This is a genomic window from Duganella margarita, from assembly GCF_009857535.1.
Lineage (GTDB): Bacteria > Pseudomonadota > Gammaproteobacteria > Burkholderiales > Burkholderiaceae_D > Rugamonas > Rugamonas margarita.
This window is the reverse complement of the sequence record NZ_WWCS01000008.1, coordinates 107,794-123,880: the sequence shown is the minus strand read 5'-3', so window position 1 is coordinate 123,880 and position 16,087 is coordinate 107,794. Positions and strand designations below refer to the sequence as shown.

The following is a 16,087-nucleotide window of genomic DNA, read 5'->3' as shown; positions in this document are numbered from 1 at the left end:
CTCAGGCTACCGAGCCGCCGGCTGCTTCGATGGCGGCTTTCGCGCCAGCGGTCACTTTCAAGCCTTTGAGGTTCACCGCTTTGGTGATCTCGCCGGACAGAATGACGCGTACATCACGTGCCAGCACGCCCAGTACGCCAGCTTGTTTCAGCACCAGGATGTCGACATCGCCGACGGCCAGGTGGTTCAGGTCGGACAGACGCACTTCAGCTTTGAAGGTGGCGTTGAGCGACTTGAAACCGCGCTTAGGCAGACGACGTTGCAGAGGCATCTGACCGCCTTCGAAGCCGACTTTGTGGAAGCCGCCCGAACGCGATTTCTGACCCTTGTGGCCACGGCCTGCGGTTTTACCCAGGCCAGAGCCGATACCGCGGCCGACGCGACGCTTGTAGTGCTTGGCGCCATCGGCTGGTTGAATGGTATTCAGTTCCATGATTTCTCCGTGAGTAAGCCCTAAGGCTTACGCAACTACTTTAACGAGATACGACACTTTGTTGATCATGCCGCGTACGGATGGGGTGTCTTGCAGCTCGGAAACCGAGTTGACGCGACGCAGGCCCAGACCGCGAACGGTGGCACGGTGATCTTGACGAGTGCCAATCAGGCCCTTGACCAGTTGTACTTTGACGGTTTTCGTAGTCATGTCGTTCACCTTAACCCAGGATCTCTTCTACCGACTTGCCGCGTTTCGCAGCGATGTCAGCAGGAGTGCTCAGTTTAGCCAGGCCGTCCAGCGTGGCGCGAACCAGGTTGTACGGGTTGCTCGAACCGGTCGATTTCGCGACCACGTCGGTAACACCCATGACTTCGAAGATTGCGCGCATCGCGCCGCCTGCAATGACGCCGGTACCTGGTTTGGCAGGCGACATCATTACTTTCGAGGCGCCGTGGCGACCCAGGACGGTGTGGTGCAGCGTGCCGTTTTTCAGCGGTACTTTGATCAGGTTGCGACGGGCTTCTTCCATTGCCTTCTGCACACCAACCGGTACCTCTTTCGACTTGCCCTTGCCCATGCCGATGCGGCCATCGCCGTCACCTACTACGGTCAGCGCGGCGAAGCCCATGATACGACCACCCTTGACCACTTTGGTCACGCGGTTGATCGCGATCATTTTTTCGCGCATGCCATCGTCCGGCTTGTCGCTTGCCATTTTTGCTTGCATTTTTGCCATGATCGTTCCTTAGAACTTCAGACCGGCTTCACGCGCGGCTTCTGCCAGCGCCTTCACACGGCCGTGATAACGGAAACCGGAACGGTCGAAGGCGACTTCGGTGATACCGGCTTTCAGTGCTTTTTCTGCTACGCGCTTGCCCACCAGTGCGGCGGCAGCGGCGTTGCCGCCCTTGCCCGATTGGCCGGCCAGTTCAGCGCGTACTTCCGCTTCAACGGTCGATGCCGAAACCAGTACTTTGGCTTCCGGGCTGATCAGGTTCGCATAAATGTGCAGGTTAGTGCGGTGCACCGACAGGCGGTTCACTTTCAGTTGTGCGATCTTGATCCGGGTTTGACGTCCGCGACGCAGACGAGATTCTTTTTTATCCATCGTCAGCCCCTAATTACTTCTTCTTAGTTTCTTTGATCTTAACCACTTCGTCCGAATAACGGACGCCCTTGCCTTTGTAAGGCTCCGGAGCGCGGTAAGCACGAACTTCTGCAGCAACCTGACCCACCTTTTGACGATCGATGCCTTTGATGACGATCTCGGTCGGGGTGGCGGTGGTCACGGTCACGCCTTCTGGCATGGCGTGCACGACCGGGTGCGAGAAACCCAGCGACAGGTTCAGCTTGTCGCCGGCGGCCTGGGCTTTGTAGCCCACGCCCACCAGGTTCAGCTTTTTCTCGAAGCCCTTGGTCACACCGTTTACCATGTTGTTGACCAGTGCGCGCAGCGTACCGGACATGGCGTTGGCTTCGCGGCTGTCATTCGACGGCTCAAAGCTCAGGGTACCAGCGTTGTTTTCTACTTTAACCAGGCCATTCAGGTTCTGGGTCAGGACGCCCAGCGGGCCCTTGACGGTGATCGCTTGTGCGGAGATGGCGACATCAGCGCCAGCTGGCACAGCGATTGGCATTTTAGCTACTCGGGACATGTCTTACTCCTTAGGCCACGTAGCAAATCACTTCGCCGCCGACACCGGTTGCGCGTGCTTTACGGTCGGTCATGACGCCTTGTGGGGTCGATACAATCGCCACACCCAGACCATTCATTACCGAAGGGATCTCGTCTTTGCCTTTGTAGACGCGCAGACCCGGACGGGACACGCGCTCCAGGCGCTCGATGACGGGACGGCCGACATAATATTTCAAACCGATTTTCAGTTCCGACTTGCCGCCATCTACAGCGACTGCGAAATCTTCAATGTAACCCTCGTCCTTGAGGACGTTGGCAATCGCAATTTTGACTTTCGACGATGGCATGGCCACGGTCGTTTTTTGCACGCCCTGGGCGTTACGAATGCGGGTCAGCATATCGGCGATAGGATCGCTCATACTCATTGCATATTCTCCTATTACCAGCTAGCTTTAGTCATACCCGGAATCTCACCACGCATGGCGAATTCACGGAGCTTGATACGGCCCAGACCGAATTTACGGAAGGTGCCGCGTGGACGACCAGTGATCGCGCAGCGGTTACGCTGGCGGGTCGGAGCCGAGTTACGTGGCAGCGCTTGCAGTTTCAGGCGCGCTTCGTAACGTTCTTCTTCCGATTTCGACTGGTCATCGATGATGGCCTTGAGCGCGGCGCGTTTGCCGGCGAATTTGTTCGCCAGGGCCACGCGTTTTGCTTCACGGTTAATCAGTGCGAGTTTTGCCATGATCTCTTAGTTCCTGAACGGGAATTTGAAGGCGGCGAGCAGAGCTTTCGCTTCGTCGTCGGTCTTAGCGGTGGTGGTGATCGAAATGTTCATACCACGCAGCGCATCGATCTTGTCGTACTCGATTTCCGGGAAGATGATCTGCTCTTTCACACCGATGTTGTAGTTGCCACGGCCATCGAACGAGCGGCCATTCACACCGCGGAAGTCACGCACGCGCGGCAGGGCCACGGTGATGAAGCGGTCGAGGAACTCGTACATGCGGGCGCCACGCAGGGTGACCATGGTACCGATCGGGTAGCCTTCACGGATCTTGAAACCCGCAATGGCCTTACGCGACTTGGTGGTCACTGGTTTCTGACCGGCGATCTTGGTCAGGTCGCCGACAGCGTGCTCCAGCACTTTCTTGTCAGCAATCGCTTCACCGACACCCATGTTCAGGGTGATCTTGGTCAGACGTGGTACTTCCATCACCGACTTGTAGCCGAATTTCTCGGTCAGGTCAGCGACGACTTTTTCTTTATAGAACTCTTGGAGACGTGCCATGATTTCTTAAGCCTTCACTACTTCGCCGGACGATTTGAAGACGCGGACTTTTTTGCCGTCGACATCTTTGAAACCTACCCGGTCTGCCTTGCCAGTCGCTGCATTGAACAATGCAACGTTGGACACGTGAATCGGCATAGTCTTGTCGACGATACCACCTTGAACGCCAGTCATTGGGTTCGGCTTGGTCGCTTTTTTAGCAACGTTGACGCCTTCAACCACAACGTGTTCTGCGTCTACGCGACGCGAAACGACACCGCGTTTGCCCTTGTCTTTACCGGCCAGAACGATGACTTCGTCGTTTTTACGAATCTTATCCATTGCTGACTCCTTACAGTACTTCAGGTGCCAGGGACACGATCTTCATGAACTTTTCAGTGCGCAGCTCGCGCGTCACTGGTCCGAAGATACGGGTACCGATCGGTTCCAGCTTGGCGTTCAACAGAACGGCGGCATTGCCGTCGAACTTGACCAGGGAACCGTCCTGGCGGCGTACACCTTTAGCGGTGCGCACTACCACGGCGTTATAAATTTCACCTTTTTTGACACGGCCGCGTGGCGCAGCAACCTTGACGGTTACTTTGATCACGTCGCCAATGCCAGCATAACGGCGCTTGGAACCGCCCAACACCTTGATGCACATGACTTCCTTGGCACCGGTGTTGTCGGCTACTTCGAGCCGGCTTTCAGTTTGAATCATAATATTCTCTTTCCCAACTTAAGCCGAAGAATCCACACAATGCGGACCTAACGGTCAGTCTTGGTCCCGCCAATGAGACCTGCTGGCCTCACTGCTTGGGTGCTTGACCTTCGTACTGCATACTGACCGCACGGTTCAGCGTCTGTGGCCAGACACTTTGCGGCGTTACATGAACGAAGCCCACGAGTATTACATACAACTCGCGGGCTTGCAAGAACTAATTGAAAAATGCCGTCCAGACCGAAGTCTGGCCGGCATCCGCTTCAATTAAACGATTTGTGCGGCTTGCACCACACGGGTCACGGTCCATGCCTTCGTTTTGGAGATCGGACGACCTTCCACGATTTCCACCGTGTCACCGGCTTTCACCTGGTTGGTCTCGTCGTGGGCGTGGTACTTTGCCGAACGGACGATGATCTTGCCATACAGAGGGTGTTTCACGTGACGTTCGATCAGAACGGTAACGGTCTTGTCCATCTTGTCGGACACAACTTTACCGATCAGCGTACGCTTCAGCTTTACTTGCTCGGTCATTTTGCTTCCTTCGTGTTCAATACCGTTTTTACGCGTGCGATATCGCGACGTACCTTTTTGAGCTGCGAAGTGTTGCTCAGCTGTTGCGTCGCGGTTTGCATACGCAGGCCGAATTGTGCCTTCAACAGGTCATTCAGCTCTTTTTGCAGAGCTACCTGGTCTTTGCCGCGGAGTTCAGATGCTTTCATAGTTCACTCCTGTTATTGACCAACTTGACGGACCACAAACGTGGTCGCCAGTGGCAGTTTGGCAGCGGCCAGGCGGAATGCTTCGCGCGCCAGTTCTTCGCCTACGCCATCCATTTCGTACAGGACTTTGCCCGGACGGATTTCAGCGACGTAGTACTCTGGGTTACCCTTACCGTTACCCATACGGACTTCGGCCGGCTTGTTCGAGATCGGTTTGTCCGGGAACACGCGGATCCAGATACGACCGCCACGTTTGATGTGACGGGTCATGGCGCGACGTGCTGCCTCGATTTGGCGGGCCGTGATACGACCACGGGCCACTGCCTTCAGACCGAATTCGCCGAACGACACATTGGTGCCGGCGCTGTGCGAAATGCCGGTGTTACGGCCTTTCTGCTCTTTACGATACTTTCTGCGTGCTGGTTGCAGCATGATTATTCTCCTGCTTTCTCGGCTGGCTTGGCAGCGCGGCGGGCGCCACCAGCACCGGCTGGGCGCGGACGGCCAGCTGGTTTGCCGTCTTCACGACGTGGGCCACGCGGCTTTTTCTCGTCCGGCGGGGTATCGATGACTGGTGCATCGCCGTTTGGCGCGCGGTCACCTTTGTATACCCACACCTTGACACCGATAATGCCGTAGGTGGTCGAAGCTTCCGAAGTGCCGTAGTCGATGTCAGCGCGCAGGGTGTGCAGTGGCACACGGCCTTCGCGATACCATTCGGTACGGGCGATCTCGATGCCGTTCAGACGACCCGAGGACATGATCTTGATGCCCAGGGCGCCCAGACGCATGGCGTTCTGCATCGCGCGTTTCATGGCGCGGCGGAACATGATGCGTTTTTCCAGCTGTTGCGCGATCGAATCAGCGATCAGCTGCGAATCGATTTCCGGCTTGCGGATTTCTTCGATATTGACGTGCACTGGCACGCCCATGATCTTCGCCAGCGCCGACTTCAGTACTTCGATGTCTTCGCCTTTTTTACCGATAACCACACCTGGACGCGAGCTGTAGATGGTGAAACGCGCGTTCTTGGCGGGACGCTCGATCACGATGCGGCCGACCGAAGCGTTCTTCAGCTTGGTTTTCAGGTAAGCACGTGCTTTCAAGTCTTCGTTCAGCATGGCGGCAAAGTTGCCATTGCCAGCATACCAACGCGAAGCCCAGTTACGGGTAACCGCCAGGCGGAAACCAGTTGGATGAATTTTCTGACCCATCTTGGCTCCTTAGTTGCCTACGGTCACATAAATGTGACACGATTGTTTCGAGATACGATCGCCACGACCTTTTGCACGCGCGGTGAAGCGCTTCAGGATCGGACCCTTTTCAACGTAGATCGTTTTCACGAACAGTTCGTCGATGTCGGCACCATCGTTGTGCTCGGCGTTGGCGATGGCCGACTCCAGCACTTTCTTGATGATGGTGGCGCCTTTTTTCGGGCTGAACTGCAGAATGTTCAGCGCGGCGTCAACTTTCTTGCCACGGATCAGGTCAGCAACCAGGCGGCCCTTTTGGTCCGACAGGCGCACGCCTTTGAGGATAGCTTTGGTTTCCATTATTTCTTCGCCTTCTTGTCAGCGGCATGGCCTTTGAACGTGCGGGTCAGCGCGAATTCGCCGAGCTTGTGACCAACCATGTTCTCGGAGACATACACTGGCACGTGCAGCTTGCCGTTGTGCACAGCGATCGTCAGGCCGATGAAGTCCGGCATGATGGTCGAGCGACGGGACCAGGTTTTGATTGGCTTTTTGTCTTTGGTCGCTTGCGCGGCTTCGACTTTTTTCACCAGGTGGGCGTCACAGAACGGCCCTTTTTTCAATGAACGAGTCATGATTTATCCTTATTTCTTGCCGCGGCGCGAGACGATCATCGAAGAAGTACGCTTGTTGCTGCGAGTCTTCTTACCCTTGGTCTGTTGGCCCCATGGCGAAACAGGGTGACGACCAGCTGCGGTTTTACCTTCACCACCACCGTGCGGGTGATCGACCGGGTTCATGACCACACCGCGAACGGTAGGACGAACACCGCGCCAGCGCATCGCACCAGCTTTACCGATCTTGCGCAGGCTGTGTTCGGCATTGCCGACTTCGCCCACGGTAGCACGGCACTCGATGTGCACGCGACGGACTTCGCCCGAACGCAGACGCACTTGCGCGTAGGTACCTTCACGGGCCATCAGCACGACGCCGGCGCCGGCGGTACGGGCCATTTGGGCACCCTTACCTGGCAGCATTTCGACGCAGTTCATGACGGTGCCGACTGGGATGTTGCGGATCGGCAGGCAGTTGCCCGACTTGATCGGCGCTTCCGAACCGGTCATGACGCTGTCGCCTACGGCCATGCCTTTGGTGGCGATGATGTAGGTGCGGGCGCCATCGGCGTAGCACAGCAGCGCGATGTGCGCGGTGCGGTTTGGATCGTATTCGATACGTTCCACTTTCGCCGGGATGCCATCCTTGCTGTTACGCTTGAAGTCGATCACGCGGTAGTGCTGCTTGTGACCACCACCGATGTGACGGGTGGTGATGTGACCGTTGTTGTTACGGCCAGCAGTTTTCGATTTTTTCTCAACCAGCGCTGCGAACGGACGACCCTTGAACAGGTCGGAGTTCACAACTTTCACCATGCCGCGACGGCCTGGGGAGGTTGGCTTCATCTTAACGAGTGCCATTATTTAGCCTCCTCGGTGAAATTGATTTCCTGGCCTGGCTTCAGGCACACGAAAGCACGCTTGGTGTGGTTGCGGCGGCCGATGTGGGCGCCCGAACGCTTTTGTTTGCCTTCGCGGTTGACGGTTTGCACCGACGCCACTTCGACTTTAAACAGCAGTTCAACGGCAGCCTTGATTTCTGGCTTGGTCGCGTCGGTGGTAACACGGAACACGATCTGCTCGTTCTTTTCCGCGACCATGGTGGCCTTCTCGGAAATCACTGGAGCAACCAGTACCTTCAGCAGGCGTTCTTCGCTAAATTTCAATGCGCTCATGCCAGCATCTCCTCAATCTTGGCCAATGCAGCTTTGGTGACCACGATCTTCTTGTAGAACACCAGGGACATTGGATCTGCGTGACGTGGCTCAACCACCAGGACGTTCGGCAGATTGCGCGAAGCCAGTTCCAGGTTTTCGTTGGCAACATCGGTGATGATCAGTACCGAATCAAAGCCCATGCCGGTCAGCTTTTGCGACAGCAGCTTGGTTTTTGGTGCTTCGATCGCGAAATCTTCCACCACAACCAGGCGCTCTTCGCGGGCCAGTTGCGACAGGATCGAGCAGATACCAGCGCGGTACATCTTCTTGTTCACTTTGTGGGTGAAGTTCTCGTCAGGCGAGTTCGGGAAGATGCGACCACCGCCGCGCCACAGTGGCGACGACGACATACCAGCACGAGCACGGCCGGTACCTTTTTGGCGCCATGGCTTCTTGGTCGTGTGGTGGACTTCTTCACGGTCTTTTTGTTTACGGTTGCCGCTGCGCGCATTGGCTTGGTAAGCAACGACGATCTGGTGGATCAGGGCTTCGTTGTAGTCACGGCCGAAGACGGTATCGGCGGCAGCAACGTTAGAGGCGGCTTGACCTTGGGCGTTCAAGAGCTTGAGTTCCATCGTTTAAGCTCCCTTCTTTGCTTTAACTTTGACAGCAGGCGAAACCACTACCTGGCCGTTTTTGGCGCCAGGGATCGCACCTTTGACCAGCAGCAGCTGGCGGTCGGCATCGATACGGGCGATTTCGAGGTTCTGCACGGTCGTGGTGACATCACCCATGTGACCGGTCATGCGTTTACCAGGGAACACGCGGCCTGGATCTTGCGCCATACCAATCGAACCTGGCACGTTGTGCGAACGCGAGTTACCGTGGGTAGCACGGCCCGAAGCAAAGTTGTGACGCTTGATGGTACCGGCGTAGCCTTTACCAATCGACACACCTTGAACGTCGACTTTTTGACCAACTTCGAACAGCGAAACGGCGACAACTTCGCCAGCTTTCAGTTCGGCGGCTTTAGCAGCGTCAACGCGGAACTCTTTCAACAGAGTACCAGCTTCGACACCCGCTTTAGCGTGGTGACCCGCAACAGCTTTGGTCACGCGGGACGCGCGACGTTGACCATATGCGACCTGAACCGCGGTATAACCATCAGTTTCAGGGGTTTTGATTTGCGCAACACGGTTGTTCGATACGTCAACCACGGTGACTGGGATCGAGTCCCCGTCATCGGTGAAGATGCGCATCATACCAACCTTGCGACCGAGGAGGCCAAGGCTCATTTTTTCTCCAATTCCCACCTACGATTGGGCGGGGATATGTTGAACTACTAAAATTAGTACGGACCAATAAAAAGTCGAATCCATACCGAAGCCGGCTAGTGTAGCGTGATTTGGGGCTTGACGCAACAACTTAGTACGAGGTATGTCAGTTTTTGCGCAGCATTGCCGGCAGCACCCGGTCAATGCCCGCCAAAGCCAGCCGTCATGCGGGCTGGCGGGCTGTCCGCCGCCGTAAAACCGCCCTGTAACTGTGGCTGCGCCGGGCAGATCGGCGGCGTTCGGGCCGGTCCTACGCGACAGCGCAAAAAAAACCGCCGCGGCGGCGAGCGCGGCGGCGGCTTCAGGACCACGGCAGCCTAGAAGGCGTAGCGCGCGTTCACGTAGGCGTAGCGGCCGACGGCGTCCGACAAGCCCTGCACATAGGTATTGACGTAGGCGCTGTTGGCGTACACCAGGCCTTTGTCGAACACGTTGTTGACGCCCATGTTCAGCGTCAGCTTGGCATTCGCCTTCAGCGTGTAGTTCAGGTCCCACACCGTGTAGGAACCGATGCGCGCGTTGGTCACGGCCGGATCCTGCTCATAGGTCGGGTCGCCGATGTTCAGCGTGCCGGCGGCGGTGCGCGCGGTCATGGCGAACTCGCTGACGCCATACTCATACGACGTACGGAACGAGTTGTTCCAGCGCGGATGGTAGACGCCGCCCAGACGGCTGGTCGGCTCTTGGCCCGGCGCGATGCTCTGGTCGTATTTCAGCGTGTGGTTGTTGACCTCCCGGAAATGCAGCTTGCCGTAGTTGCCCAGCGCCAGGTCGTAGCGCACGTCGAGGTCAAAGCCGGAGATGATGGTCTTGCCGACGTTGCTGAACGGCGTGGTCACGCTGTTGATGCGGCCCTTGTTCAGGCCCGGATGGGTGGCTTCCAGCGCCGCGTTGCGCGGGTCGCGGCCGATCAGCGCGGCGAAGCCGGGGATGATGTCCTCGTTGTCGACGATGTACTGCGCGTCCAGCGCCTGGATGGTCGCGCTGATGGATGCCATACCAGTCCAGCGACGCCACCAGGTCCTTGACCGGTTGCAGCACGATGCCGGCCGAATAGTTGCTGGCTTTTTCCGCCTTCAGGTCCGGATTGCCCTTCAGGTAGTCTTTCGGGCTGTACGAACATTGCGCGCCGACATAGCCGAGCGGGCCGCAACGGGCCCAGTCGGCCACGGTGGTGTAGGCGGTGGTGATCGAGCCGATTTCCGGCAAGGTCGGCGCCTTGAACGAGGTGGTGGCCGAACCGCGCAGCAGCACCTTGTCGCTCGGCCGCCAGGCCAGCGCCAGCTTCGGATTCCAGGTGGTGCCGAAGTCGCTGTAATGGTCACCGCGCAGCGCCACTTGGGCATCCAGGTTGGCCAGCACCAGCACCGCCAGTTCGCCGTAGACCGAGTACAGGTTGCGCGAGGCCTTGCTGCTGGTGGCGCCGTAGTTGACCACGTTACCCAGCTCGGTTTGCGGGTCGGCCACGTCGTCGATCGACTCGTGGCTGCCCTGTGCGCCCCAGGCGAAGCCGACCGGACGGCCCTGCCAGCTGAACAGCTCGGCCGTGCTCATCTTCCACTCGGCCACGCCCAGTTCGGAGGTGGCGTTGTGGTGCATGGTGTACATCATCGGCGACACCACGCTCAGCGGGTTGGCCGGGTTGAACGGATCATAGCCGCCGGTGCCGGCGATGCCCTGCGTGAGCAGCTGGTTGGAGACGTCCTTCAGCAGCGCGTTGGTGGTGTCGTCCTTCAGCTTGCTGTGGTTGAGGTTGAGCGCAAATTCGCTGTCCCAGCCCTGGATCTTGCCGCGCCAGCCGGTCACCACGCGCACCGTGTTGTTGGTGATGGTCTCGACCTGATGGCCCGCTTCGGTGATCGAATGGAACACCTGCAGGCGGTCGCCCGGGGTGAAGCCGTAGGTGTCATCGGTCGGTCCGGGCAAGCCCAGCACGCCCGGATTGGTGGTGCCGTCGGTCGGCACCAGCGTGGCGCTGTCAAAGATCGGATAGCCCTGCTGGTAGGTCGACTTGTTGTGGTTCAGGCCGAGTTCCAGGAACAGTTCGTCGCCGCCGTTAAGGCGCTTGGTGACGATGGTCGAGATGCCGGCGCGCGACAGCGACGGCGTCAGCTGGGTGGCCGGGTTGGTGAAGCAGACCTGGTCGCCGGTGCCTTCGGCGATGCCGACCGTGCCCTTGCAGCCCGGGATGGCGTAGCCGGGCTCGCCGTTGTCGTAGTCGCGCACATAGCCCTGGAACTGGGTGGTGGTGCGGCCGTCGGTGCCGCCGTACTTGCGGTAGTCCGGCACCGCGAAGGCGTCGTGCTTATCGCTGCGCAGGGAATTGCGGCGCATCAGGTCAATCGTCATCAGGACGTTGTAGCCGTCCTTGTCGAGGTCGCCCCAGCCCTTGGTCAGACTGGCGTCGCCGCTGCTGCCGTCGCCCTTGACGTTGGCGCCGAGGTTGGCGCTGGCTTCCATGCCCTGGTAGTTGCTGCGGGTCTTGAAGTTGATCACGCCGGCCACCGCGTCGGAGCCGTAAATGGCCGAGGCGCCGTCGCGCAGAATCTCGACCGACTCCAGCGCCGCCAGCGGGATGTTGTTGAGGTCGACGAAGCTGTTTTCGGCGCCGTTGGCAAAGCCGTAGTTGGCCAGGCGACGGCCGTTCAGCAGGATCAGCGTGTACTTGGCGTCCAGGCCGCGCAGCGACACCGAGCTGGCGCCGCCGGCAAACGAGTTGTAGCTGTTGCCGTCGAGCGCCACGCTGACGGAGGGCAGCTTGGCCAGCAGCTCGACCACGGTCTTTGTATCTGTCCGATACAAAGACCGTCTTTTACAACACAAAAACCAGCTCTCACCGGGTGGAAGCGGCTACATGGTTTCTTTTACGCTCAAAAAAAATGCCGCGCAGTTTGCACTGCGCGGCATTCGAAGGCATCCCCCGGCAGCGCCGGGCGAGCATCGCTACATTAGAAGAACTTGTAGCTGGCGGTCAGGCCGATGCGGCGGAACTGTGGCTGGTAGCCATCACGCCACTGGACCGGTGCATCCTTCGACAGCAGGTTGTCGATGTACAGGGCCAGCGTGGTGTTCTTCACGCCGGTGTAGGCCAGGTTGTAGTCGACTGTGGTGTTGCTGCCAACGTGGCCGCAGGTGTCGGCATACGCCGCTGCAACGTTGTTGGTGGCGCAGTAGGTCGGCGACGACAGGCTGTTGTTGCTGTAACCACTGTTGTAGTTGATCGTCATGCCGTGGTCGAAAGCACCGTTCTTCAGGCTGGCGCGCAGCTTGGTGTTCAGGCGGCCACCCAGGTCGTAAGTACCGGCCATGTTGGTGTCATAGGCATTGTCCGTCACGCTGAATTCCTGGTACTTCCACAGGTAGGTACCTTCCAGTTTCAGGCGTACCTGGCCCAGCGCGGTGTTGAAGCGGCCCGAGGCGTCGAAGTCGAAGCCCGAAGCACGGGTCTTGCCACTGTTGACGTATGGGTTGTACAGCAGGCCGATGGCGCCCACGCCGCCGAAGTTCAACGTGTTGCCTGGTGCGTATTTGTTGACCAGCGCGTAGAACAGGTTGTCCGATGCGGTGTTGTCGACACGGATCAGCTGGCCAGCTGGCAGGCCGGCTTCGCCGCGCAGGATATCCGACGTCGAGCGGGTGCCGATTTCATCCTTGCGCTCGATGTGGAAGTAATCCAGCGCCAGGTTCCAGTTCTTGATCGGTTCCCACACCGCACCGGCGGTGATCGAACGCGAGGTTTCCGGCTTCAGGTCCTTGTTGGCGGACACGAAGGTCGGGACACCCGCCTTGCAGTCGGCATCTTGCAGGGTGTTGCCCTGGGCCTTGTCGGCCGCAGTGACGCCCGGTGCATTCTGGACCAGCTTGTTCAGCGCGCTGGCGGTCGAGCAACGACGTGGATCGCTGGTGTTGTTCTGGAACGAGCTACGGCCCAGGCCGTTACCGGTCTCTACGATGTTGGGTGCGCGGAAGCCGCCCGAGACGGTCGCCCGCAGCAGCAGGCTGTCGGTGGCGTTGATGCGCAGGCCCAGTTTCGGCGAGTAGTGCACGTCGCTGTTGGTCGACTTGTCGGCACGCACGGCCGCGCTCAGTTCCACCCGCTTGATCACCGGAATGGTGGCTTCGGTGAACAGTGCGTAGTGGTCCATGTTGTCGTTGACTTGCAGACCGGCGATACCGATCAGGTCACCGCGCAGCACGTTGTCCGAGCTGGCCATTTCATAGTGTTCGCGACGGATGTCGGCGCCGAACGCCATGTTCAGCGGACCGGCCGGCAGTTGCATCACTTCGCCCGACACGGTGCCGTTGGCGAACGAGGTACGCGATTTGCCGATGGTGGTACGGACCGGGAACATCGAGTCCAGCAGCGTGTAGCTGTTCTGGCCGCCGAACTTGTAGGTGCCGTTGACGATGGCGTTGGTGTAACCGGTGGCGCTGGCGGCGCGGGTGGCCTTGGTCGCTTCCGAGTTCATGTAGCCAACCGCCGATTTCCAGTCCCAGCCGGCGACGTCGCCGTTCAGGCTCAGCATGACGCGCGACTGTTCCGATTCGGTGCGGTTGAAGTTGAAGCCGTTGCCGGTATCGGCAAAGCGGGCGCGGAATTCAACCGGTACGGTGTACGGATTGTTCGGGTGGCCGACCGGCAGTTTCGGATAGTAGTACGGGCCCACGATCTTGCCGCCGATGGCGTTATACCAGGTGTTCGGCGAGGTGGTCGGCTGCACGGCGAACGGCGCGACGATGTAATCGTTGCTGGCGGCAGCGTTGGTGATTTCCAGGTTGGCGTCGATCGATTTGCCAATGCGGAAGTGGGTGTTGCTGGCCAGTGCGTAACGCTTGGCGTTGGTGGTCAGGCCGGTGCCTGGCAGGACGTTATATTTGCACAGCTTGTCTTTCGGATCGATCGCATCCGCCGGGCAACCCGGTGCCGCCACGTAGTTATTGGTATTCAGGAACAGATTACCGGTTGGCGAGTAAACGCTTGGCGCATCCCAGGTCGAGCGGCCCGGGGTCAGGCGGTGCCAGTCCGGGTAGTTGCTCTGCAGGTCGCCGGTGCTGTAGCCGTCGCTCTTGTAGCCTTCATAGGTCAGGTAGGTATTGAAACCGTTGGTGTCGATGTCGCCCCAGCCGATGATGCCGGCAATGCTGCGGTTACGCTGGTCCTTGAATTTTTCCGATTCTTTGTAGTTGGCGGTCAGTTTCGCGCCTTCGAAATCCTTCAGCAGGATGATGTTGATCACGCCAGCGATGGCGTCGGAACCGTAGATGGCCGATGCGCCGTCTTTCAGGATCTCGATGTGGTCGATGGCGCCGGCTGGAATTGCGTCCAGGTTGGTGAAGTTTTGCTGGGCGCCGTCGGCCAGGCCGTATTCGGCGATGCGCTGGCCGTTGACCAGGATCAGGGTTGCCACTTTGCCCAGGCCGCGCAGGCCCACGCCGGACGAACCGGTGGCGAAGCTGCCCGAGCTGCTCGATGCCGAGCTGATGTCGGTGCTGACGGCGGACGACGAATTCAGAATGCCCAGGGCGGTGGTCTGGCCGGTGCGCGCGATGTCTTCGCGGGTCAGGACCTGCACCGAGCCGGCGGCTTCGGCTTCGGTGCGCTTGATGCTGGAACCGGTGATGGTGACGCGCTGCAGTTTGGTGTCGTCAGCGGCTGGCGCTTCCTGTGCGACCGAATATTGCGAAAATGCTACGCCCAACGCCATCGCAATGGCGCTTTTTTTCATGGTGTGTTTCAAGACTACTCCCTGAAGTGATGAAAATACTTTTAATTCGCTTCTTGGCGCAGCTGTTCTATGACAGATGTCACCTTCACGTTGTGGGTAACAATTTCGCACAATATTGCCGGTGTCACAAAGCAAAAATGCGCAATAGTGGTGCAATTGTTAATGAATTGGCTGGTTTTTGTTGTTTTCTGGTATCACTCAGAGCCGGATATACTGTATCCCTAAAGCAATAGTCCCAAATTAAATGCGGGCTTAGCCCCGCAACCGCCGCAGTAACTGCGCGCGCAGCGCGCGGGCGCCATCGGCGCCGAGCGGCGCGGCGCCGTCGGCGCGATCGAACACGTGGTGATCGAAGTGCTGGCGCCAGGCGGCGCGCTGGGCCGGCGGCAGGTCGCGCACCGTCATCAATCCCAGCAGCAAGGTGTTGAACGGCGTATCCATCCAGTCCGGCGACTGCCGCCACCAGTAATTGAGCAAGATGTTGAACGGCGTCAGCCCTTCGACGTGGTGCCACCACATGCTCGGAAGGAACAGGGCGTCGCCCGCGTCCAGCTCGGCCGACTGGGCGTGCGCCAGCGCCTCGGCAAAGCGCGGGTGGCGCGCCAGGTCGGGCTGGTGCAGATCGACCAGGCTGACCGACTGGCCGGCCGGCGTGAAGTCCAGCGGGCCGACATACAGGTTGGCCAGCTGCTCCGGCGGGAACAGCGTGAAGCGGCGCCGCCCGGCCGCCACGCAGGCCAGGTTGTCGGGCACGTCGTAGTGGGCCGGAATGCGGGTGCGGTTGCCGATCCAGATGCTGGCCAGCGGATCGCGCGCGCCGAAGTTGACATCGTTTTCAGCGCGCAGGCCCGGCAGGCAGGTGTCGATGCTGGTCGAGCCGACGTACAGGGTCGGCGGCGCCGGATGGTCGAGGTGGGCGCGCAAGGCGTCCAGCACCTGGTCGAAGCGCACCATCTGCGACTGGAAATTGAAGCCGCTGAGGTCGTCGTTATAGAAGATCCGCCCGCCCGTTTCCGGCGGCGCGTGGCTGGCCAGCACGGTGGCGTCGCGGTAGAAGCGGCGCAGGTAGGCGTCGGCCGCCTGCGGCGAACGGCGCGCGGCCTGCACCAGTGGCCAGTCGGCCACCAGGCCGCGCAGCACCAGCGGCACTGGCGACTGCAGGATCTGGTCCGGCAGCGGCTGGCTGGGGTCGGCGCGCAGCTGGCGGCTGCGCTGGCAATCTATTTCGGCAATCGGTTGCATGCTGGACGGGTTGACTCTCATGAAAAAAGGCCGCCT

24 protein-coding genes are annotated in these 16,087 nt (G+C 59.3%); all 24 read right to left on the bottom strand.

What is annotated here, in order from left to right; translation table 11 throughout:
- Position 1 precedes the first annotated feature (1 nt).
- The 24 genes from rplO to GTP55_RS14230 all read right to left on the bottom strand — a co-directional run bounded on the left by rplO (position 2) and on the right by GTP55_RS14230 (position 16,072).
- Positions 2–433 carry a 50S ribosomal protein L15 gene (gene rplO / locus GTP55_RS14340; RefSeq protein ID WP_161045579.1) on the bottom strand — a complete coding sequence of 144 codons (432 nt, stop codon included), beginning with the start codon at positions 431–433 and terminating at the stop codon, positions 2–4.
- A 27-nt stretch (positions 434–460) separates the two neighbouring features.
- Positions 461–643, bottom strand: coding sequence for a 50S ribosomal protein L30 (gene rpmD / locus GTP55_RS14335; protein ID WP_110846687.1), 183 nt, complete (start codon positions 641–643; stop codon positions 461–463).
- A 10-nt stretch (positions 644–653) separates the two neighbouring features.
- Positions 654–1,172: a 30S ribosomal protein S5 gene (rpsE, locus tag GTP55_RS14330; protein ID WP_072786822.1), complete on the bottom strand. Its 519-nt coding sequence runs from the start codon at positions 1,170–1,172 to the stop codon at positions 654–656.
- A gap of 9 nt (positions 1,173–1,181) precedes the next feature.
- Positions 1,182–1,544 carry a 50S ribosomal protein L18 gene (gene rplR, locus GTP55_RS14325; RefSeq protein WP_072786821.1) on the bottom strand — a complete coding sequence of 121 codons (363 nt, stop codon included), beginning with the start codon at positions 1,542–1,544 and terminating at the stop codon, positions 1,182–1,184.
- 13 nt (positions 1,545–1,557) lie between these two features.
- Positions 1,558–2,091, bottom strand: a complete 534-nt coding sequence (gene rplF / locus GTP55_RS14320) for a 50S ribosomal protein L6 (RefSeq protein ID WP_110846394.1) — start codon at positions 2,089–2,091, stop codon at positions 1,558–1,560.
- A gap of 10 nt (positions 2,092–2,101) precedes the next feature.
- A complete protein-coding gene (gene rpsH / locus GTP55_RS14315) occupies positions 2,102–2,497 on the bottom strand; it encodes a 30S ribosomal protein S8 (RefSeq protein ID WP_110846393.1) in 396 nt (131 codons plus the stop codon).
- A 14-nt stretch (positions 2,498–2,511) separates the two neighbouring features.
- Positions 2,512–2,817 carry a 30S ribosomal protein S14 gene (gene rpsN, locus GTP55_RS14310; protein ID WP_110846392.1) on the bottom strand — a complete coding sequence of 102 codons (306 nt, stop codon included), beginning with the start codon at positions 2,815–2,817 and terminating at the stop codon, positions 2,512–2,514.
- A gap of 6 nt (positions 2,818–2,823) precedes the next feature.
- Positions 2,824–3,363 carry a 50S ribosomal protein L5 gene (gene rplE, locus GTP55_RS14305; protein ID WP_019923483.1) on the bottom strand — a complete coding sequence of 180 codons (540 nt, stop codon included), beginning with the start codon at positions 3,361–3,363 and terminating at the stop codon, positions 2,824–2,826.
- Between the two features lie 6 nt (positions 3,364–3,369).
- Positions 3,370–3,684, bottom strand: a complete 315-nt coding sequence (rplX, locus tag GTP55_RS14300) for a 50S ribosomal protein L24 (protein ID WP_056151015.1) — start codon at positions 3,682–3,684, stop codon at positions 3,370–3,372.
- 10 nt (positions 3,685–3,694) lie between these two features.
- Positions 3,695–4,063, bottom strand: a complete 369-nt coding sequence (rplN, locus tag GTP55_RS14295; RefSeq protein ID WP_008444317.1) for a 50S ribosomal protein L14 — start codon at positions 4,061–4,063, stop codon at positions 3,695–3,697.
- Between the two features lie 267 nt (positions 4,064–4,330).
- Positions 4,331–4,597 carry a 30S ribosomal protein S17 gene (rpsQ, locus tag GTP55_RS14290; protein ID WP_055937633.1) on the bottom strand — a complete coding sequence of 89 codons (267 nt, stop codon included), beginning with the start codon at positions 4,595–4,597 and terminating at the stop codon, positions 4,331–4,333.
- Positions 4,594–4,785 (bottom strand): 50S ribosomal protein L29, encoded by a 192-nt coding sequence (gene rpmC, locus GTP55_RS14285; protein WP_092280170.1) that lies wholly within the window; start codon positions 4,783–4,785, stop codon positions 4,594–4,596. Before rpmC ends, rpsQ begins: the two co-directional genes overlap by 4 nt.
- Positions 4,786–4,797: 12 nt before the next feature.
- Positions 4,798–5,217 (bottom strand): 50S ribosomal protein L16, encoded by a 420-nt coding sequence (rplP, locus tag GTP55_RS14280; RefSeq protein WP_090192443.1) that lies wholly within the window; start codon positions 5,215–5,217, stop codon positions 4,798–4,800.
- A gap of 2 nt (positions 5,218–5,219) precedes the next feature.
- Positions 5,220–5,999, bottom strand: a complete 780-nt coding sequence (gene rpsC / locus GTP55_RS14275) for a 30S ribosomal protein S3 (protein WP_110846391.1) — start codon at positions 5,997–5,999, stop codon at positions 5,220–5,222.
- 9 nt (positions 6,000–6,008) lie between these two features.
- Positions 6,009–6,341: a 50S ribosomal protein L22 gene (gene rplV, locus GTP55_RS14270; RefSeq protein WP_174864456.1), complete on the bottom strand. Its 333-nt coding sequence runs from the start codon at positions 6,339–6,341 to the stop codon at positions 6,009–6,011.
- Positions 6,338–6,613 carry a 30S ribosomal protein S19 gene (gene rpsS / locus GTP55_RS14265; RefSeq protein WP_050409767.1) on the bottom strand — a complete coding sequence of 92 codons (276 nt, stop codon included), beginning with the start codon at positions 6,611–6,613 and terminating at the stop codon, positions 6,338–6,340. Before rpsS ends, rplV begins: the two co-directional genes overlap by 4 nt.
- Positions 6,614–6,622: 9 nt before the next feature.
- Positions 6,623–7,453: a 50S ribosomal protein L2 gene (gene rplB, locus GTP55_RS14260; protein ID WP_110846390.1), complete on the bottom strand. Its 831-nt coding sequence runs from the start codon at positions 7,451–7,453 to the stop codon at positions 6,623–6,625.
- Entirely contained in the window at positions 7,453–7,767 is a 315-nt protein-coding gene (rplW, locus tag GTP55_RS14255; protein WP_110846389.1) for a 50S ribosomal protein L23, read from the bottom strand. The genes rplB and rplW overlap by 1 nt, the downstream gene beginning before the upstream one ends.
- Positions 7,764–8,384 (bottom strand): 50S ribosomal protein L4, encoded by a 621-nt coding sequence (rplD, locus tag GTP55_RS14250; RefSeq protein WP_090192447.1) that lies wholly within the window; start codon positions 8,382–8,384, stop codon positions 7,764–7,766. Before rplD ends, rplW begins: the two co-directional genes overlap by 4 nt.
- A 3-nt stretch (positions 8,385–8,387) precedes the next feature.
- Positions 8,388–9,044: a 50S ribosomal protein L3 gene (rplC, locus tag GTP55_RS14245; protein WP_110846388.1), complete on the bottom strand. Its 657-nt coding sequence runs from the start codon at positions 9,042–9,044 to the stop codon at positions 8,388–8,390.
- A 356-nt stretch (positions 9,045–9,400) separates the two neighbouring features.
- Positions 9,401–9,922, bottom strand: a complete 522-nt coding sequence (locus tag GTP55_RS30060; protein ID WP_371868356.1) for a TonB-dependent receptor domain-containing protein — start codon at positions 9,920–9,922, stop codon at positions 9,401–9,403.
- Positions 9,873–11,861: a TonB-dependent receptor plug domain-containing protein gene (locus GTP55_RS14240; protein WP_371868351.1), complete on the bottom strand. Its 1,989-nt coding sequence runs from the start codon at positions 11,859–11,861 to the stop codon at positions 9,873–9,875. The genes GTP55_RS30060 and GTP55_RS14240 overlap by 50 nt, the downstream gene beginning before the upstream one ends.
- Positions 11,862–12,031: 170 nt before the next feature.
- A complete protein-coding gene (locus GTP55_RS14235) occupies positions 12,032–14,809 on the bottom strand; it encodes a TonB-dependent receptor plug domain-containing protein (protein ID WP_161045578.1) in 2,778 nt (925 codons plus the stop codon).
- A gap of 252 nt (positions 14,810–15,061) precedes the next feature.
- Positions 15,062–16,072, bottom strand: coding sequence for a cupin-like domain-containing protein (locus tag GTP55_RS14230; RefSeq protein ID WP_229257932.1), 1,011 nt, complete (start codon positions 16,070–16,072; stop codon positions 15,062–15,064).
- Positions 16,073–16,087 lie beyond the last annotated feature (15 nt).